General features: G+C 41.5%; 14 protein-coding genes. 5 read left to right on the plus strand and 9 right to left on the minus strand.

Annotation, left to right across the window (positions count from 1 at the left end; genetic code table 11):
- Positions 1-38: 38 nt before the first annotated feature.
- The 4 genes from IPN35_02560 to IPN35_02575 all read right to left on the minus strand — a co-directional run bounded on the left by IPN35_02560 (position 39) and on the right by IPN35_02575 (position 5,528).
- Positions 39-629: a hypothetical protein gene (locus IPN35_02560; protein QQS59735.1), complete on the minus strand. Its 591-nt coding sequence runs from the start codon at positions 627-629 to the stop codon at positions 39-41.
- Between the two features lie 2 nt (positions 630-631).
- A complete protein-coding gene (locus IPN35_02565; GenBank protein ID QQS59736.1) occupies positions 632-1,816 on the minus strand; it encodes a hypothetical protein in 1,185 nt (394 codons plus the stop codon).
- Positions 1,817-1,985: 169 nt separating this feature from the next.
- Positions 1,986-4,274, minus strand: a complete 2,289-nt coding sequence (locus IPN35_02570) for an aconitate hydratase (protein ID QQS59737.1) — start codon at positions 4,272-4,274, stop codon at positions 1,986-1,988.
- Between the two features lie 144 nt (positions 4,275-4,418).
- A complete protein-coding gene (locus tag IPN35_02575) occupies positions 4,419-5,528 on the minus strand; it encodes a hypothetical protein (protein QQS59738.1) in 1,110 nt (369 codons plus the stop codon).
- A 101-nt stretch (positions 5,529-5,629) separates the two neighbouring features.
- Between IPN35_02575 and IPN35_02580 the strand changes: the two genes are divergently transcribed.
- Together IPN35_02580 and IPN35_02585 are read left to right on the plus strand one after the other, a co-directional pair.
- Positions 5,630-5,926: a hypothetical protein gene (locus IPN35_02580; GenBank protein ID QQS59739.1), complete on the plus strand. Its 297-nt coding sequence runs from the start codon at positions 5,630-5,632 to the stop codon at positions 5,924-5,926.
- On the plus strand, positions 5,913-6,461 hold the full coding sequence (locus IPN35_02585; protein QQS59740.1) for an NUDIX hydrolase: 549 nt from the start codon (positions 5,913-5,915) through the stop codon (positions 6,459-6,461). Before IPN35_02580 ends, IPN35_02585 begins: the two co-directional genes overlap by 14 nt.
- Before the next feature lie 44 nt (positions 6,462-6,505).
- Here IPN35_02585 and IPN35_02590 read toward each other — a convergent pair whose 3' ends face one another.
- From IPN35_02590 to IPN35_02600, 3 genes are all read right to left on the minus strand, one after another.
- Positions 6,506-7,246: a YebC/PmpR family DNA-binding transcriptional regulator gene (locus IPN35_02590; protein QQS59741.1), complete on the minus strand. Its 741-nt coding sequence runs from the start codon at positions 7,244-7,246 to the stop codon at positions 6,506-6,508.
- A gap of 204 nt (positions 7,247-7,450) precedes the next feature.
- Positions 7,451-7,852, minus strand: a complete 402-nt coding sequence (locus IPN35_02595) for a hypothetical protein (protein QQS59742.1) — start codon at positions 7,850-7,852, stop codon at positions 7,451-7,453.
- Positions 7,853-8,647: 795 nt separating this feature from the next.
- A complete protein-coding gene (locus IPN35_02600; protein QQS59743.1) occupies positions 8,648-10,474 on the minus strand; it encodes a glycoside hydrolase family 15 protein in 1,827 nt (608 codons plus the stop codon).
- 592 nt (positions 10,475-11,066) lie between these two features.
- On the opposite strand from IPN35_02600, the gene ilvD reads away from it, so the two are divergent.
- Positions 11,067-12,815: a dihydroxy-acid dehydratase gene (gene ilvD / locus IPN35_02605; GenBank protein ID QQS59744.1), complete on the plus strand. Its 1,749-nt coding sequence runs from the start codon at positions 11,067-11,069 to the stop codon at positions 12,813-12,815.
- A gap of 57 nt (positions 12,816-12,872) precedes the next feature.
- Here ilvD and IPN35_02610 read toward each other — a convergent pair whose 3' ends face one another.
- Positions 12,873-13,709 carry a hypothetical protein gene (locus tag IPN35_02610; protein ID QQS59745.1) on the minus strand — a complete coding sequence of 279 codons (837 nt, stop codon included), beginning with the start codon at positions 13,707-13,709 and terminating at the stop codon, positions 12,873-12,875.
- Between the two features lie 56 nt (positions 13,710-13,765).
- On the opposite strand from IPN35_02610, the gene IPN35_02615 reads away from it, so the two are divergent.
- Positions 13,766-14,410 carry a bifunctional (p)ppGpp synthetase/guanosine-3',5'-bis(diphosphate) 3'-pyrophosphohydrolase gene (locus IPN35_02615; GenBank protein QQS59746.1) on the plus strand — a complete coding sequence of 215 codons (645 nt, stop codon included), beginning with the start codon at positions 13,766-13,768 and terminating at the stop codon, positions 14,408-14,410.
- A gap of 4 nt (positions 14,411-14,414) precedes the next feature.
- On the opposite strand, the gene ilvB is transcribed toward IPN35_02615, so the two are convergent.
- Positions 14,415-16,112, minus strand: coding sequence for a biosynthetic-type acetolactate synthase large subunit (gene ilvB, locus IPN35_02620; protein ID QQS59926.1), 1,698 nt, complete (start codon positions 16,110-16,112; stop codon positions 14,415-14,417).
- A gap of 165 nt (positions 16,113-16,277) precedes the next feature.
- On the opposite strand from ilvB, the gene def reads away from it, so the two are divergent.
- Positions 16,278-16,763, plus strand: coding sequence for a peptide deformylase (gene def / locus IPN35_02625; GenBank protein QQS59747.1), 486 nt, complete (start codon positions 16,278-16,280; stop codon positions 16,761-16,763).
- Positions 16,764-16,771: the final 8 nt, after the last annotated feature.

Below are 16,771 nucleotides of genomic sequence, written 5' to 3' on the forward strand. Positions count from 1 at the left end.
GCGGAAATTCTTTGGTACAGGACCCTGTTCAAGCATTCTTACAAATCCCCTACTCCTTCTTGACGTTTTACAAAAAAGTACCGCATGGCAATTCCCGAAATGGCAAATGCGCCAAGAACATCAAACTGAAGATCGCGCATCGTTTCGGGAAGAGAAATTTGCATATGTGTTCCCAAGAAAAAATCAGAATAATATTCAAAAATCTCCCAAAGACCCCCAATTCCCATAGCAGAAAGGAAGAGGAAAAAACCCATCATAGGAACACTCATCGTCACTTTTCCAAGAAAATTCAGGGTGAATACAAGGTGAAAAGCAATCATCCCCACAGCAAATGATCCGAGAGCATGAGTGAGTTCATCCCACCACCACCAACTTGGATCATGATAAAAGTTAAGTGCATTCCCCATTGTGTTGAGGAGGAGTGCAAAGGAAACAAGAAAATCAAGCGACCACGGAAGATGTGCTTTACTGTTTTTTCCTACAATTCCGGGCAAAAGTGACAGTATAATACTGATGAATGCCCCCACAGAAACAACATAGTTCTGCTGAAAAATAGTGACAAAAAAGAGAAGTACAATCCCGATCCGCGAAGCGGTGGAGAGCCGAAGGTGATCCCTTTGGAATGGCATAATTATTCTTCTAAAGGAGAAAGATGGAGTCGAGAAGCGACTTTTGAGAGCATTTCCCGAGAAATAATGGGAGCTTGTGAGGCAGTAAGAGTTTCAATTTCCGATTCTTGTTCAGAAAATCGGCGAGAAAGACGTTTAATATCAGAATCTTTTAACCGAAGTGCACGCATTTGATCTTTTTGAAGCGCTATAGATTCTTGAAGATGGGAAGAAAGTGATTCCTGAGAACGCATAAGCTCAATGGATTCTCGAATAAGAAGAATATTAGCGGCGTTCTGAAACCCAATATGTCGATCGTATCCTGCCACAAGACGAATAATAGCTTCTCGGTCTCGTGGATCAAAATCTGTTATCTTAAAAACATCTGCCATTTTCCGAATATTGACGAGAACTGGCTCTAACGCGGAAACAGGAAGAAGCGAGAACAAAAAATCTTGTTCTACAAAAGAAAGTTTTTTGAGTTCTGCGATGCGATTATCGGGAACAACAAAGAAAATGGTCGAGAAGATATGAGAATTCCCTTTGTATTTTACGGCGGTTTTTTTCGTCTGATCTGAAAAATAGGTTTGCGGATTTTTCTGATTGGAAAATTTTGCGTCGAACACAACATATTGTCCATCAAATTCCACAAGAAAATCTGGTTTTATATTTCCGTCAAACTCTTCTGGTAAATTGGTGTTTTCGTAAAATGAAAAATCAATCTCTGGTTTTCGGCACAGCTCTTTGAGACTCGTAATCACGTTCTGCTCATGAGCACTCCAAATCCGATTTCTTTCTTCTTGCTCTGCTTGTTGCCGATCCTCATCTTCTTTTCGAATGCGTTGCTTCTCGTCTTCTAATGTTTTTCGTGCTTCTTCTAGTTTTTGAATACGCTGTTCCTCATCTGCCTTTTGCTTCTCTTCACTCGCACGCCGTTCTGCAAGTTCTTTTCGAAGTCGATCATTCTCTTCTCGCATTTTTTGAGATTCATTTCGTAAATCGGTATTTTCTCGAGAAAGTTGCTGTTGTTTTCCTTCTATATTATCTTTTGTAGAAGTCACCTTTGCGAGTTCTGCAGAAATGCGTCCGAGTTCTTGCGCGCGATATTCCTGTTCTGTTTGCAGACGGGCATTTTCTTGAAAAAGATGCTGACTCGATGGTGTCAAAAACGCTATTTTTACAAGAAGCGCTACAATACCAAACGCCAAAAAAACAAGAAGAACGTCCAGGTTGAACAAGGGCAAAATCACCCTGCATTTTCCTCGTTTTTTTGGAGAAGGGCAAGAGCTTCAAAAATTACATAACGATTTGAATTCTTGAAAGTCTTCTCCAAAAAAACATCTGGAGCAACTCTTTTGAATTGCTCCATTGAAATAATTAGATGTTTCCCCGCAAATCTTCTCCAGCTTTGTTAAGGGCAGAACCTGCCTTGAGCCACTCAATTTGCTCTGCGCTCAGTGAGTGTCGAACTGGAACAACCTCTTGATTTCCGTCTTCGTGCTGAACACGAAGCGCAAGATCTTTTCCTGTAGAAATCTCTGCAATTCCTTCTACAGTAATACGATCGTTTTCTTGAAATTTTTCGTAATCCGCAGGATCTACAAAATGGAGTGAAAGTACTCCTTGTTTTTTGAGATTTGTCTCCGCAATGCGCGCAAAACTTTTTGTCACCACGACAGCACATCCCAAGTGTCGCGGTTCCATGGCGGCGTGTTCGCGACTACTCCCCTCTCCATAATTTTCGTCACCAATAGCAATCCAATGAAGTCCGCGTGCTTTATAATCTCGCGCAACAAGATGAAACTCTGCCATTTCTCCGTTTACTATATTTTTCCCTTCTCCTGTTTTTTCGGGATGGAATGCATTCACTGCTCCCGAAAACATATTTTTGCTGATGTTGTCGAGATGTCCCCGGAATTTGAGCCATGGACCAGCCGGAGAAATATGATCGGTGGTACATTTTCCCAAAGCTTTCACGAGAATGGGGAGTTCCGAAAAATCTTTTTCAAAATCCCATTTTGGAAAGGCTTCAAGTGCTTGCAATCGCTCACTTGTTGGACTAATAAGAATCTCAACATCTTCTCCATTTTTTGCCGGAGGAATGCATCCGGTTTCGCTTTGTGCAAATCCATTCTGTGGAAGATCATCTACGCTTGGAATTTCGAGTCGAACCTCTTCTCCGACATTGTTGCGCAAGGTTTCTGTTTGCGGATCAAATGTAATCCGTCCTGCAAAAGCGAGTGCGGTCACTATTTCTGGACTCGCAACAAATGCGTATGTTTCTTCGTTGCCGTCATTTCGTTTTTTAAAATTTCGGTTAAAGCTCGTGACAATCACATTTTTTTCTCCTTTTTGAATATCTTTTCGATCCCACTGACCAATACACGGTCCACAAGAATTACTGAGAATAGTTGCTCCTACCGATTCAAAAATATCCAAAAATCCATCGCGTTTCATGGTTTCGGCGATACGGTTTGATCCTGGGGAAATCATAAGTGGCGATTGCAATTGGAGCCCTTTTTCGCACGCCATTTTTACAATTGCCGCACATCGCCCAATGTCTTCGTAAGAAGAGTTGGTACAACTTCCAATGAGACAAGCAGAAATTTTTTCCGGCAAATCAAGTTCTGAAAGTTCGTTTTTCATGTTCAAAAGTTCATGTCGCGCGTCTGGCGTGTGTGGTCCATTTACTGCTGGTTTAAGTGTAGAGAGATCGATTTCGATAACTTCGTCATAATATTTCTCGGGATCTTCCGCTACTTCTGAATCTGCTACAAGAATATCTGCATATTGCTCTGCAAGCGTAGCAATTTCTGTGCGTTCCGTTGTACGGAGAAAATCTGCCATGCGTCCATCAAAGGGGAAAAGTGAGGTGGTTGCACCAAGCTCCGCCCCCATGTTCGTGATGGTTGATTTTCCGGTAGCGCTGATGCTTTCGCACCCCTCGCCAAAGTATTCGATAATTTTCCCCGTTCCTCCTTTTGTGGTGAGAAGCCCACAAAGCAGGAGAATGACCTCTTTTGGTGATGCCCATCCGTTGAGTTTTCCCCTGAGGTGAACACCAACTACTTTTGGCGCGCGGAGTGTCCATGGTTGTTTGGTCATCACATCTACTGCGTCTGCTCCCCCAACACCAATCGCAATCATACCGAGTCCTCCACCGGTTGGTGTGTGAGAATCGGTTCCAATAACCATCCCCCCCGGAAAGGCGTAGTTTTCGAGAAAAATCTGATGGATAATTCCAGAACCCGGCTCCCAAAAATCCATGCCATATTTTTTTGCCGCAGATGCGAGAAAGTCATATACCTCACGATTTGTTTCTTTTGCCCGTTCGAGATCGTCTTTTGCTCCACTTTGTGCGCGAATAAGATGATCACAATGAACAGAAGTGGGCGTTGCTACTTGCGGAACGCCGACACTCATAAACTGAAGCACTGCCATTTGCGCTGTGGCGTCTTGCATACACACTCTGTCAGGAGCGAAATCTATATCTGTCTCACCACGAACAACATCTTTTGAAGAAAATGTTTTCCTGTAAGCGTGGGAAAAGAGAATTTTTTCAGTAAGCGTAAGTGGTCTTCCGAGTTCCTTTCGAACCACGCTCACTTTTTGAGACATTTTTTTATAGAGGCTTTCAACACGTGTACAATCTACAAAATGAGACATGAGGACTCAAAAAAAGAAAGAAAGTGAAAAAATGGTAACGAGAAGAGAGTTTTGGAGCAAGCCTCTTATTTCGATCTCTATCATCCTAAAATTTGATTCAGGATCTTTGAGGTTCTGTGTCAAGCACGGAATGACAAAAGGATTTTACGGCAAAAGCCCTCGCTGGCGCGCATCAATAAGCGCCGTCACCGCATGCTGGTTATTGTCTACCCGTTGCTCATTTGAAGAAGCACTACTCCGAAAACCGCCTAGTGCCGCTTTTCCATACGGCTCTTCGCTCGTTACCTGAAGAGTGAGGAGAAAATTGGAACCTTCTTGAACAAAGTTTCGATAACACTCTTGATGCTTTGTATCACCCAGCTTCTCTGCTGTATCATAAGCCTGAATCACTCCTTCCATAAAGACCGAAACAACACCACCGCGTGAAAAGGTAAAATGAGAGCACTCTTCTTTTGGCTTATGTTCACTTAAAAGCCAATCATTCATCTCGAAAATAAAATCTGCGACCTCTTGTTTTTGCGTTGCATCGAAATATTTTCGATAGCCTCGTGTTTGCCAAGGAATAAAGCCAGTATTTTTATTCCCTCGCCAGTAATCCCGATAAAACGGAAATGCGTTTTTGGTAATCTCAAGAAGCCGTTTCTCTTGTGTTTTTTCATACAAACTCATCAGGGAAAATATTGCTTCTCCAGGATAATAATCAACTCCCGTTTTTTGAGGTTGAAAAAAGAAGGTTTGCAGTTCTCCTGAAGGAAGTTGTTGATATTCAATGCCGTTTGCAAAAAGGGAAAGGTATTCATCTTTCTGCGGACGATCGAGAGAAAGAAGGGTAAGAATAGCAAAAGCATTGTAGGCAAGTTTTGTGTTTTTGGGAGTGATATTAATCGTTATCATTTTTCGATTTTCATCAAGCACGAAATGTCGTTCGAAAAACGAAAACCCTTTTTGCGCCAAAACTTCGTACCGTGGATCGTTGAGATAATCTCGCAACAAAGTGATTGACCAAAGTGCGCCCATTTCACGAAGACGCTGATTTGTTTTTGGGTGGATCTTTTTCGCAAGATCGTATTCATAAAAAAGGAAATCATCATTTTGATTATTGAGGAACCACTCCCCGCCTAAACGAATTGCTTCGTCGTATATATTCTCTTCTGAATTTTTTTGAGATACCTCTTCTGCTGAAAAATTGGGTGAAGCTCCGCATCCAGAGAGAGCGAAAACAAGAAAAACTGTGAAAAATGCTCGAAATACCATGAAGAAGAAAAAAGTTGCAGAAACCAGAAGAACGTTTTTTTTCATTTTCTTCAAGCAGTGTTATTTGATTCTCTTCTTCAGAATGTGTCACAGTATTTATAATGAAAGATCGTATTTTTCTTTCACCGGTATTTCCCAAAAAGCCAACTGGAACGGGATTTTTCTCAATGCTGTTTGGAATTCTCTTTTGGATTTTTCTTCTTATTCTCTTCGTTATTTCCCTGTACGCCACGTTTTTTGGACAATCGCTTGCGAGTCTTTTGCACCGTATTTCGCATAGGGCATATCGTGTGCCGTTTTGGTTCTCACTTCTCATGACGATATTCCTCTTTCCCGTAACATTTTTTATTATTCTTATCTCCGCTTTTTTCAAGATTATTGCTCGTGAAACCATTTGAAATTCTTCATCGAAAAAAAGTTCTAAACTCTCCATGGATGCCGGTAGAAGTGCAAACTGTTCGATTTCCTAATGGAGAGGAAGGAGAATGGTATGTAAATCTGAGTCATGATGCAGTTATTGTTCTCCCTTTTTTTGCGGATGGAAGTCTACTCCTTCAAAAAGCGTATAAACACGGTGCTGGAGAAATTTTGTATGAATTCTGTGCGGGCATGATTGACGAAGGAGAAAAACCAAAACAAGCGGCAGAAAGAGAGCTTCTCGAAGAGACAGGTCATAAAGCAGAATCACTTATCTTTTTGGGAAAGGTATTTGCGAACCCAACAGGTTCCCCCATGCAGTATCATTATTTTTTGGGGAAAAATTGTGTGTTTCAGCAGGCGCCAGAACTTGAAGTATCGGAACAGATTGAAAACTTTTCCGTAAAAAATATTGCCGAAGCAAAATATTTTCTCGCAGGTACCTCTCGAATGAGCTCTGTTGCGGCACTTACGGGGATTGCGTTAGCAGAAGAATATTTCAAAAAATTGGAATAGCTACTTCCTTGTGAATCACAAAAAAAATTGTGGACTAAGTCCAATTATAAGAGTCTCTCAAGAATCTCCTCGGGAATATCTGAGTTGGAAAAAACTCGTGTGACATCATCATCATCTTCAAGGAGCTCAAGAAGATGAATAATTTTTCGAGCGCTTTCTTCGTTGCTCACATCAATTGTTGTTCCCGGAAGAAATGAAAGTTCGGCGGATTCTATGGGAAACCCTGCTTCTTCAAGAGTTTTTTTGACCGCGTAGAGATCGGTCGGATCGGTGATGACCTCAAGCATATCATCTTGTTCACGCACATCTTCTGCTCCTGCATCAATGGCGGCGAGCTCAGCTTCTTCTCCAGTTTTTCCGAGGAAAATAACTCCTTTTTTCTCAAAGAGAAATGCAACCGAACCTGATTCCCCAAGACTTCCTCCGTTTTTGGAAAAAATTGAGCGAATGCTAGAAACTGTTCGATTTTTGTTATCCGTTAATACTTCCACGAGAATAGCAACACCATTTGGTCCATAGCCCTCATAGAGAATCTCCATCATTTGCGCCCCGTCTTTGTCTTCCCCTGTTCCTTTTTTAATAGCACGATCAATGTTCGCATTCGGCATATTCTCTTTTTTAGAATTTTCAATGGCAAGTCGAAGAGCAGGATTCGTTTCAGGATCGCCACCACTTCGCGCCGCAATGGCAATAAGCTTAGCGTGGCGCGTAAAAATTTTCCCCCGAACGGCATCGTTTGCTCCTTTTTTGTGGCGGATGGAGTGCCACTTGCTGTGTCCAGACATGGAATACTCAAAAAAACAAAAAGAGTATAATGACCTGTTTTTAATTTTTCAATTCCTCGCTTTTCCTAAAGGATATGAGCGCACAAAACGCATAACAAAATCAGTAACTTTTAAAAAAAGGCAGGGACGTATTTTTTGGAAAATGAATAATGAAAGGCAGAGGGCGGAGTTCAAAACAAATGAACATCCGCCCCCCACATTTACTTAGGGCTTCGGAGGGTCGATAGGGCACCCCAAATCCGTTTCTTTACAGGTGCAATCTTCAGCGTATAGCTTTGGGGGCGATATCGCTCCCATTTCTGAGGTCAGAAAAATTCTGACTTCTCCCCTGACTTCTTCCATGGCTTCTTCCATGAGTTTTTCCATGGCCTCTTCACTGAGTTTTTCCGTGGCTTCTCCCATGATTTCTTCCGTGGCTTCTTCTGGGAAATCTGTGGAATATCTGAAGTCAAACGAAAGAAATCCATTTGCTTCAGTTTTTTTACAAATTCCATCCAAACAAACAACCACCTCCCCAAAATGGGGAATCCGGAAGGTGATCCCTAGTTCTTCCCCATAAGGGAAAGAAAAAAGACACCCGCCTGTTTCTTCCTCCCCTTTCTGCATTATAGGAGGCAGAAGGACCACCCCCCCATGGGAATTGGTGACTGCCGTGCACCCTCCCTCGAACCTCAGGGGGATTTCTTTGGCGGGGCAAGTTGTTGCCCCAGAAGAAATACTGGATAAACCAAAAAGCAGCGCCGCAAATATAGTTTTCATCTTTCATATCTCCAAAATACGTCCCGTGCTTTTAAGGATCTGTCTGCCCTTGAGGGCATCCAAATAGGATCCCTACACGGAACAAGACGATGTGCCCCCGAAGGAGCGGTTTTCTCTTTACAGAGCTCCTTTTCGCAAATGGCAATCTGAAAGAGTGGGAAACTATAGTGGATTATTTTTTTTTGTCAACTATTTGTTCTGGATGACCACACCATAGGCACTTTTGAGGTACATTCATAATGCTCTAGAGGTATTTTATAATCGTTGTGGTCTTTCGGAGTTAGAGAATATAAGTCATTCAGTCAGTTTTGGGTTGAATTCACTTGGATCAAGTATCCGATTTCCGAGAAGGACTTATGAAAGAAAGAGAGCGTTCAAACACATACGAAGCTCCAAGGTATCTTCCAAGAGAAAATATCCAAATTGATGTGAAATATATTAAATTCAAAGATGCTGTTGCCAAAGGACAAGGAAGGAAATACCGATGAGTCTACCAGTATATAAGCACTTGATGTTGCTACTGGTATCAAGTGCAAGCTCATCTATGAAGATATGATGTTCGATTAAGAAAAAGATTCACCCAAAATTTTTCTGCGCAGATCTCTCTCTTATTTTTTTTGCACTGTACTTTGATGATGAAGCTTAGGGATACATGTGAATATCGCATCCATATTCTTTTGGAAGCTTTCCAGCACGCTGTAGGTATTTCATGAGATAATGTGCCGCCATAACATACCCAAGATGTGAAAAAAACTGAGGATAGTTTCCAAGGTATTCTCCTGTTTTTGGGTCAACTTCTTCGGCAAGAAGTCCATGTGGAGCAATATATTTTTCAAATTTCTCAAAAAGTTCAGAGGCGTAATCCACCTCCTCTAGTCGTGCCCAAGCAGAAATGAGCCAAAAGGTGCAGAGGACAAATACTCCTTCCTCTCCCTGTAAACCGTCTTCTGCGAGATAACGATAAACAAAAATATCATCCTTCACGAGTTCCTTTGTTGTTGCTTCCAAAACCTCTCGAGTTCGTGGATCTTTTTTATCGAGAAAATGGAGAATAACAAAGAGAAAATTGGTTGCATCCTGATGTTTTGCGCCAGGATATTGTACTAATGTTTTGAGTTCTTTGTCGTAGCAATGTTCCCATATCCAATCGTGAATCTCTTTTTCCATTGCTTCCCATCGAGCTTTTTCTTCTTCTGAAATTTTGAGTTTTTCACAAAGTTTAAGCGCACGATGCATACCAACCCAACACATCACCTTACTGTAGGTATAATGTTTTGGTTCATTGCGTGCCTCCCAAATACCGCTATCTGGTTTTTTCCAATTCTCTTCTATCTTTTTGACGAGATATTTTATAACACGAGCACTATGATCGGGAATTTCTTCATAGTGTTTTGTTGTGAAAAAGTAGGCATCAATAAGAGTTCCATACATGTCGAGCTGAAGCTGTTCTGCCGCCTCATTTCCACGACGAACTGGTCCCGAACCTCGAAAACCTTCAAGGTGATCGAGAATCTCCTCCTTTGTAGAATCTGTCCCGTTTAATGCGTAGAGGACAGAGAAGTTCCAATCGTCTTTGTCAACAAAAAGGTGCTCCACAAATTGAAAAAGCATTTTTGCTTCTTCTACATATCCTAAAACAGTGAAGGCATAGAGCCCGAACATGGCATCACGAATCCAAACATAGCGATAATCCCAGTTTCGTTCGCCCCCCATTTCTTCGGGGAGTGAAGTTGTTGGTGCCGCGACCATGGCACCTGTGGGATAAAACTGCATGAGTTTTATGGTGATAGCAGATCGGAGAAGACCTGATCGACAGAAATCGTAAAATTTTCCTTTACTAATCCAATTGTGCCAAAAGTTCCGTGTTTCTTGTTCTAAGTTTGCATCGGAATACATCGACTGACCAAACAAGCAGTATTCAAGAACAATATTTTTTGTTTCTCCTTCTTCTAAAGAAAAGGAAAAAAACACATCATCTCCCTCTATTTTAAATTCCGTTCCTTCTGGCAAATGAAGAAGAAAACGTCCCCTTTGCTCAATATATGCCACAAGGCGCTTTCCATCCCATTCGTACACTGGACTTTTTCGTGCATAATCTGGTCGAGGAGAGAAGCAAAACGAAATGGTTTTATTCCCTTTTTTTCCGGCAACATTTCGCGCAAGAAGTTGAGAACCACACACACGTTCTGGACGAGGAAGCATAAAGTCTCGAACCCGAAATTCATGTTCAGGAGAAGAAAAGAGTGTCTCTGCAATCGCTGTATTTCCTTGATATCCTGAAGTAGTTTCGTATTCATCTGCCATCACGAAAAAAGATCCTCCTTTTTTATTATCGAGAATCTTTCCAAAAACACTCGGAGAATCAAACTGCGGATAGCAGAGCCAATCAATAGACGCACGTTTGCTCACAAGCGCGGCGCTATGAAGATCACCAATAAGGAGATAATCTTGGATTCGTGGAGGAAGCATTTTGTGAGGAAAAATATCAAGGGAAAGCCGACAGAGAAAATATTCTCCGCCTCGCGCCACAGGATAGTGCTTTTAAAGAAAAAAAGGAAGAGAAAAATTAGGTGACTTTTCGCCTTTTTCCCTACTCCGCTCTTTTGTAATTTGCTGATCTTTTTGAATCAGTCTTTATCAATTCTTCCCAAGAGATAATGTCTAAAATTTCTTTTTGAAATAGTTTTCGTAATATATTCACAAATTGATCCTTCAGCCCTCTTCAACCATAAAGCCAAAATTTTCTCCAATATACTGAAATATCGGACCAAAAATAGCACCACAAAGTGCTCTTTCTCGACGAGAACAATTTCCACTTTTAAGTACTCGATTTGCAATATGAAAATCGTGAGCAGAAAGATTCTCTGGGAGAAGATTGAGAAGATAACGCATTACAGCATTGTTTTTTATGATATCTTCCGCCTCTGTTCTAACATCTCCTAATGGCTCTTAGTTCTCAAAAATATCTTCTTCTGCGAAATCTCTCAATTCTATCATCCTTTTTTTCAGAAGAAAAATATCATACAATCTCCTTGCGTCTTTTTTCTCTTTATAAAATTGTATGCATTCTCCCATTAACGAAGGATTTGCTCGTATTGAAAAAGAAGGAAGCCGTGTGGTGGCAAATGGATCGCATATGCTTCCGGCGGCATCGCTTATGATGGCGGCAGGAGTCATTGGAAAGATATCCGACCGAAAAAAACCATTTATTACAGTGGTAAACTCATTTAGTACACATATTCCCGGACACGCGCATTTACATCCGCTCGGAATGCGACTTGCAGAAAAAATAAAAGAAAAAGGCTACAACGTGTGGTATTGCAACATTGGAGGTATTGTAGATGACGGCATTGCCATGGGGCATTTTGGCATGAAATATTCACTTGCGAGTCGAGAACTTATTACCGACCAAATCGAAACGATTATCGGAGCGCACCCGTGTGACGCGTGGATTGGTATTGGAAACTGCGATAAAATTGTTCCCGGAATGCTCAATGCCATGGCACGACTCAATGTTCCTTCACTCTATATCTCGGGGGGACCAATGCTCGCAGGAAAGAATAATCAAGATCTCGTAAGTGTATTTGAGGGGGTGGGACAGCAATCCGCTGGAAAAATTTCGGAAGAGCGTCTTGCACAAATTGCTTCGGAATCATGTCAAACCTGTGGAAGTTGCTCGGGAATGTTTACCGCAAATTCTATGAATTGCCTTGCGGAAGCTATAGGACTCGCTCTTCCGGGAAATGGCTCTATTCCGGCGGCGCGTTGGAAAAATACAGAAACACAAGAATGGGAGATAAATCCAGATCGTATCGCCCTTTTTGATCGGGCGGCGGAGGTTATTGAGACGATTCTCAAAAACAACATTCGTCCGTGTGATATTATTACCGAACAATCGATTGATAATGCCTTTCTCCTTGACCTCGCCATGGGTGGCTCCACAAACACTGTGCTTCACACGCTCGCACTCGCACGAGAAGCCGGCATTCCGTATAACATCAAACGGATTAATGAGCTCGCCAAAATAACCCCAAATATTTGTAAAGTCTCTCCATCTCGTCCAGATATTCATATGGAAGATGTTCACCGTGTCGGTGGCATTGCGGCGATTTTAAAAGGACTTCAAATTGATGGTAGAGCACCGCTCACAACTCATCTTTCAACCATCACTGGAGAAACAATCGAAAGCGCGATTGCATTAGCACCAGAACCAGACGGAGATATTATTCGTATTGGAAAAAATGCTTTTTCCGCGGAAGGTGGACTTGCCATTCTTTTTGGAAATATTGCTCCAAATGGATCAGTGGTAAAAACTGCTGGAGTTGATGAAGACATGATGGAATTTTCTGGAACCGCAAAAGTCTTCCGCTCACAAGAGGATGCACTTTCAGGAATTTTAGAGGGAAAAGTGAAAGATGGAGATGTAGTTGTTCTTCAGTACGAAGGTCCACAAGGCGGACCCGGAATGCAAGAAATGCTCGCGCCAACCTCTGCCATAAAAGGAAAAGGGATTCGCGCCGCACTTATTACCGACGGACGATTTTCTGGAGGAACACGTGGACTCTGTATTGGTCATATTGCACCAGAGGCGGCAGAAGGTGGACCATTTGCCGTTATCGAAACGGGAGATATTATTGATATTAATGCACACAAGCGAAGTATAAATGTACGCCTCAATGATACGGAAATTGCAGAACGTCTTAAAAAACTCCCCTCTTGGGAGCCAAGGGTAAAAAAAGGCTGGCTTGGTCGTTATTGCCAACTCGTCACCAGTGCAGACACCGGTGCGGTCATGAAAAATACGCTTTAGAAATCTGAACAACGCTCCAGATTTCTTTATACTTCTCTTTGCAAAAAAAGAAGGTTTTTATATTTCTGGATATTTTCCTATCTTGAGAACCTCATGACGAAAGAATTCAGTTTCATTTACTTGCTTCTCTTGGATACGCAATAAATGGTGAAGCTTTTCGGGAATTACTTCCTCAAAAAAAAGCCTCCCCATAAGAAGAGGGCTTTCAATAATAATCTGTACATGATTTGGTGCTGTTTCGGCTATTCTGCTTAGGACCTTGTTTTTTGGAGGAACAAAATTTGCAACATACACCAAATCTGCCCCCGAATAGTCATAATCTATCCCATCAGCATTTCGTATTTGCACCTGAGAAAGACCAAGATAGCGAATGAGCTCATTTCCAGAGAAAACTGCCTCGGCATTATTATCAATTCCAATAATTTCTGGGATATTGAAGTTTTCGGTAACAAACAAAATGGTATCAGGCAACGGACCAGTGCCAACCATGACAAATTTTTTCACTCGGGAAAAATCGACCATGCTTAGATCCTTCACCTTTGTGTAAAAACGAGTTTTCATAAAATCACCCTTTACTTTATCAGAAAGTGGCTCAATAGAATCCGAAAAAGAAACTCTCTGAATACAAGAAGATTCAAGGGCTTCAACGGCACGCATATAATACTGATGTGGAATTAGGAAGAGATCTGAAAAGGTTCGAAAATGTACTGAATGATAAAAAGACTGAAAAGCGTCTTCATCAATAATCCCTGTGATATAGCGATCGAGATCTCCCATAAGATTAAAAAATTCTTCTCGATCATGAGAAGTGTTTATACTTGTTATTTTTTTATGATACATGTCTAAGGTTTCTACAATATCCTTCACCACTTCTTTTGTTGCAAGATCTTTCATAGATTAGGTAGAATGAATATAAAAGGTAATATACTCAAATCCTAAATATTTTTCTCGTGAAAAACAATGCATTCCCCAAAAAAGATAGAGAGGTCTTAGAGAAAGCTGTTGCCCTAGCAACAGAATTGCATAAAGAGCAAAAAAGAGCATCAGGGAAGCCATATATTACCCATCCTATTGCGGTAATGGAGATACTTAAAAAACTCAACTTTCCTCCCATTGCCCTTGCCATAGCTGTACTCCATGATGTGTGTGAAGACACAAAGATCACCAATATTGATATGTATTCCTTGTTTCCAGAAAGAGTTGTATTTGTAGTCTATGCTCTCTCAAAAAATCAAAAACCAAAAGATAATCAAAAATGGCGTAAATTCTATCAAGAAGCAAAACAGAGAAAAGAAGAAGGCATTTCCTCTTTTGAGGCATATATTGACTATCGCTTTACCATTTATATGCGACGATTTTACTTGGGATGCTTGGCAGATCCATATGTAATGTATGTGAAAATGGCAGACCAAATTCACAATCTTTCTGATATGAAATTTCTGCCAGAATCAAAGAGAAAAAGAAAAATCTGGGAAGTTGAAAACCACTTCCTTCCACTCTACCGAAAGATGCAAAACGCAATAATGCCTGATTCTTTTGATCAATACAGCGCGCTTCTCTCTCTTTTGGAAAACACTCTTCAAAAATCCTCCTAAAAAGCTACCCTTCTGTCTTTGTCTCTCGCAGGCTTTTTCCGGCATCAACCATGGGATAAACATTTTCCTCAGGAGCGATGGAACACTCGATGAATGTTGGACCTTTTATGGAACGTGCCTTTTGAATAGCTTCTCGTGTCTCCTCTGGTGTTTTTGCAAAGAAGGCAGGAATTCCGTATGCCTCGGCAAGTTTCACAAAATTTGGATTCCAAAGCTCAGTACTTGCATAGTTCTTCTCGTGATACATATCTTGCCATTGGCGCACCATGCCAAGATAGCTGTTGTTGAGAACTAAAACTTTTACCGGAAGATTATCTTGCTGAAGCGTTGCAAGCTCTGGACAGTTCATTTGAAATCCCCCATCGCCAGAAACCGACCACACCTCTTCTTCTGGAAGTGCGACTTGAACCCCCATGGCAAGCGGAAGTCCTGCACCCATAGAACCAAGTCCTCCAGAAGAAACATGTCCGCGAAATTTTCGAAACGGATAATATTGTGCGAGAAACATTTGGTGTTGTCCCACATCTGCGGTAACAAAAGCATTGCCCTTCGTTTCTTCCCCAAGAATGCGAATAACGTCTGGCGCACGCATTTTTTCTCCGTGATCTTGTTTTTTCTGCCCAACATCCATGGGAAATTCTTCTTGCCAATCATGAATTTTCCCCCACCATGGCTCATGTGAAAGTCCTTTTGGAATTTGAGGAAGAAGCTTTTGAAGAATATTTTTTATGTCTCCTACTACAGGAACTGTCGGACGGACATTTTTTCCAAGTTCTGCCGGATCAATATCAAAGTGGATAATTTTCGCTTCGGGAGAAAAATCATCAAGTCTTCCAGTAATGCGGTCGTCAAAACGACTTCCAAGGGAAATAAGAAGGTCAGATTGATACGTGGCATAATTCGCCGCCACCGATCCGTGCATGCCAAGCATGGAAATAAAATGAGGATGATCTACAGAAAGCGTGGAAAGTCCATGAAGAGTGCACACCGCAGGAATATCAGCTTTTTCCAAGAATTCAATGACTTCATCTCGAGCGCCAGAAATCATAGCACCATGACCAATGATAGCGATTGGTCGCTCTGCTTTGACTATAAGTTCGAGTGCTTTTTTAATCTGAAAATCACTCCCCTCAGTTGTTGGTTTGTACCCAGGAAGATGTGGTGAGAGATTTCCAAAATACTTTGCCTTTCCCAAAAACGCATCTTTTGTGATGTCTATATGCACCGGACCAGGCCGTCCACTTTCAGCAAGATAAAATGCTTCCACCATGGCTTGCTCAATATCTTCTGCACGATCAACAAAAAAACTGTGTTTGACAATTGGCATCATAATGCCAATAGCATCGGTTTCCTGAAAAGCATCGGAGCCAATGAGATGCGAAAAAACCTGCCCCGTAATAGCAACAAGTGGCGCATTGTCCATAAGCGCATCTGCCACTCCAGTAACGAGGTTTGTCGCACCAGGACCGCTCGTGGCAATACAGACCCCTGCTCTCCCCGTTACCCGACCCATAGCATTTGCAGCGAATGCCGATGCCTGTTCGTGTCGCACAAGAATATGTCGAAGTTTTTTTGAATGAACATATTTTTTATACATGGTGTCGTATAGCGGAATCACGGATCCTCCGGGATATCCGAATATGGTGTGTACCTGCTGACGCAACAGCGATTCCATCACAATTTCTGAACCAGTTAGCACCATTCCACTCATGAGTTTTTTACAAAGCCACTATGTATTGTCTCAAGGAGAGCAAAGTTTTTCAATATTTGTGTTTCCAAATTTTTTGTACCACCCCTTTCCATTTTTGAAAAAAAAGGAATAATACCAAGGAGAAACTTCTCATTTTTTCTAAAATTTTCTTAGCAAATGGCAACACTTGCTCTTCAAACCGGTCTTAAAAATACGATACTTCGCAAGCGTTCAGAAGAAGTATCTCAAGTAAATAACGATATTCAAAAACTCATTTTAAACATGAAAACATCCATGAAAAAAGAGAAAGGAATTGGGCTTGCTGCTCCACAAGTAGGAGTCAACAAGAGAATAATTATTGCAACAGTTGGTGATGAAGTTTTGGGAATGGTGAATCCAAAAATTCTTTCCTTCTCCGCAGAATGTGCGGTAGAGGAAGAAGGATGTCTTTCGCTTCCTGGAGAATTTGGAAAAGTTTCGCGTGCGAAACGGGTTCTTCTGCAGTATTTAGATGAAAACGGAAGGCAACAACAACGAGAACTCAATAATTTAGATGCTCGTGTTGTTCAACATGAAATCGATCACTTGAATGGTATTCTTTTTGCCGATCGAGTCCTTCCCGGAAGTTTGACTCAAGAAGACATCCTTTCTCCAAAAATTTAATCACACAA

This window comes from Candidatus Peregrinibacteria bacterium (genome assembly GCA_016699755.1).
GTDB lineage: Bacteria > Patescibacteriota > Gracilibacteria > CAIRYL01.

Coding starts and splice junctions, on each gene's coding strand:
- IPN35_02560 (QQS59735.1), bottom strand. CDS start 629: ATGCCATTCCAAAGGGATCACCTTCGGCTCTCCACCGCTTCGCGGATC.
- IPN35_02570 (QQS59737.1), bottom strand. CDS start 4,274: ATGTCTCATTTTGTAGATTGTACACGTGTTGAAAGCCTCTATAAAAAA.
- IPN35_02575 (QQS59738.1), bottom strand. CDS start 5,528: ATGGTATTTCGAGCATTTTTCACAGTTTTTCTTGTTTTCGCTCTCTCT.
- IPN35_02580 (QQS59739.1), top strand. CDS start 5,630: ATGAAAGATCGTATTTTTCTTTCACCGGTATTTCCCAAAAAGCCAACT.
- IPN35_02590 (QQS59741.1), bottom strand. CDS start 7,246: ATGTCTGGACACAGCAAGTGGCACTCCATCCGCCACAAAAAAGGAGCA.
- IPN35_02595 (QQS59742.1), bottom strand. CDS start 7,852: ATGCAGAAAGGGGAGGAAGAAACAGGCGGGTGTCTTTTTTCTTTCCCT.
- IPN35_02600 (QQS59743.1), bottom strand. CDS start 10,474: ATGCTTCCTCCACGAATCCAAGATTATCTCCTTATTGGTGATCTTCAT.
- ilvD (QQS59744.1), top strand. CDS start 11,067: ATGCATTCTCCCATTAACGAAGGATTTGCTCGTATTGAAAAAGAAGGA.
- IPN35_02610 (QQS59745.1), bottom strand. CDS start 13,709: ATGAAAGATCTTGCAACAAAAGAAGTGGTGAAGGATATTGTAGAAACC.
- ilvB (QQS59926.1), bottom strand. CDS start 16,112: ATGGTGCTAACTGGTTCAGAAATTGTGATGGAATCGCTGTTGCGTCAG.
- def (QQS59747.1), top strand. CDS start 16,278: ATGGCAACACTTGCTCTTCAAACCGGTCTTAAAAATACGATACTTCGC.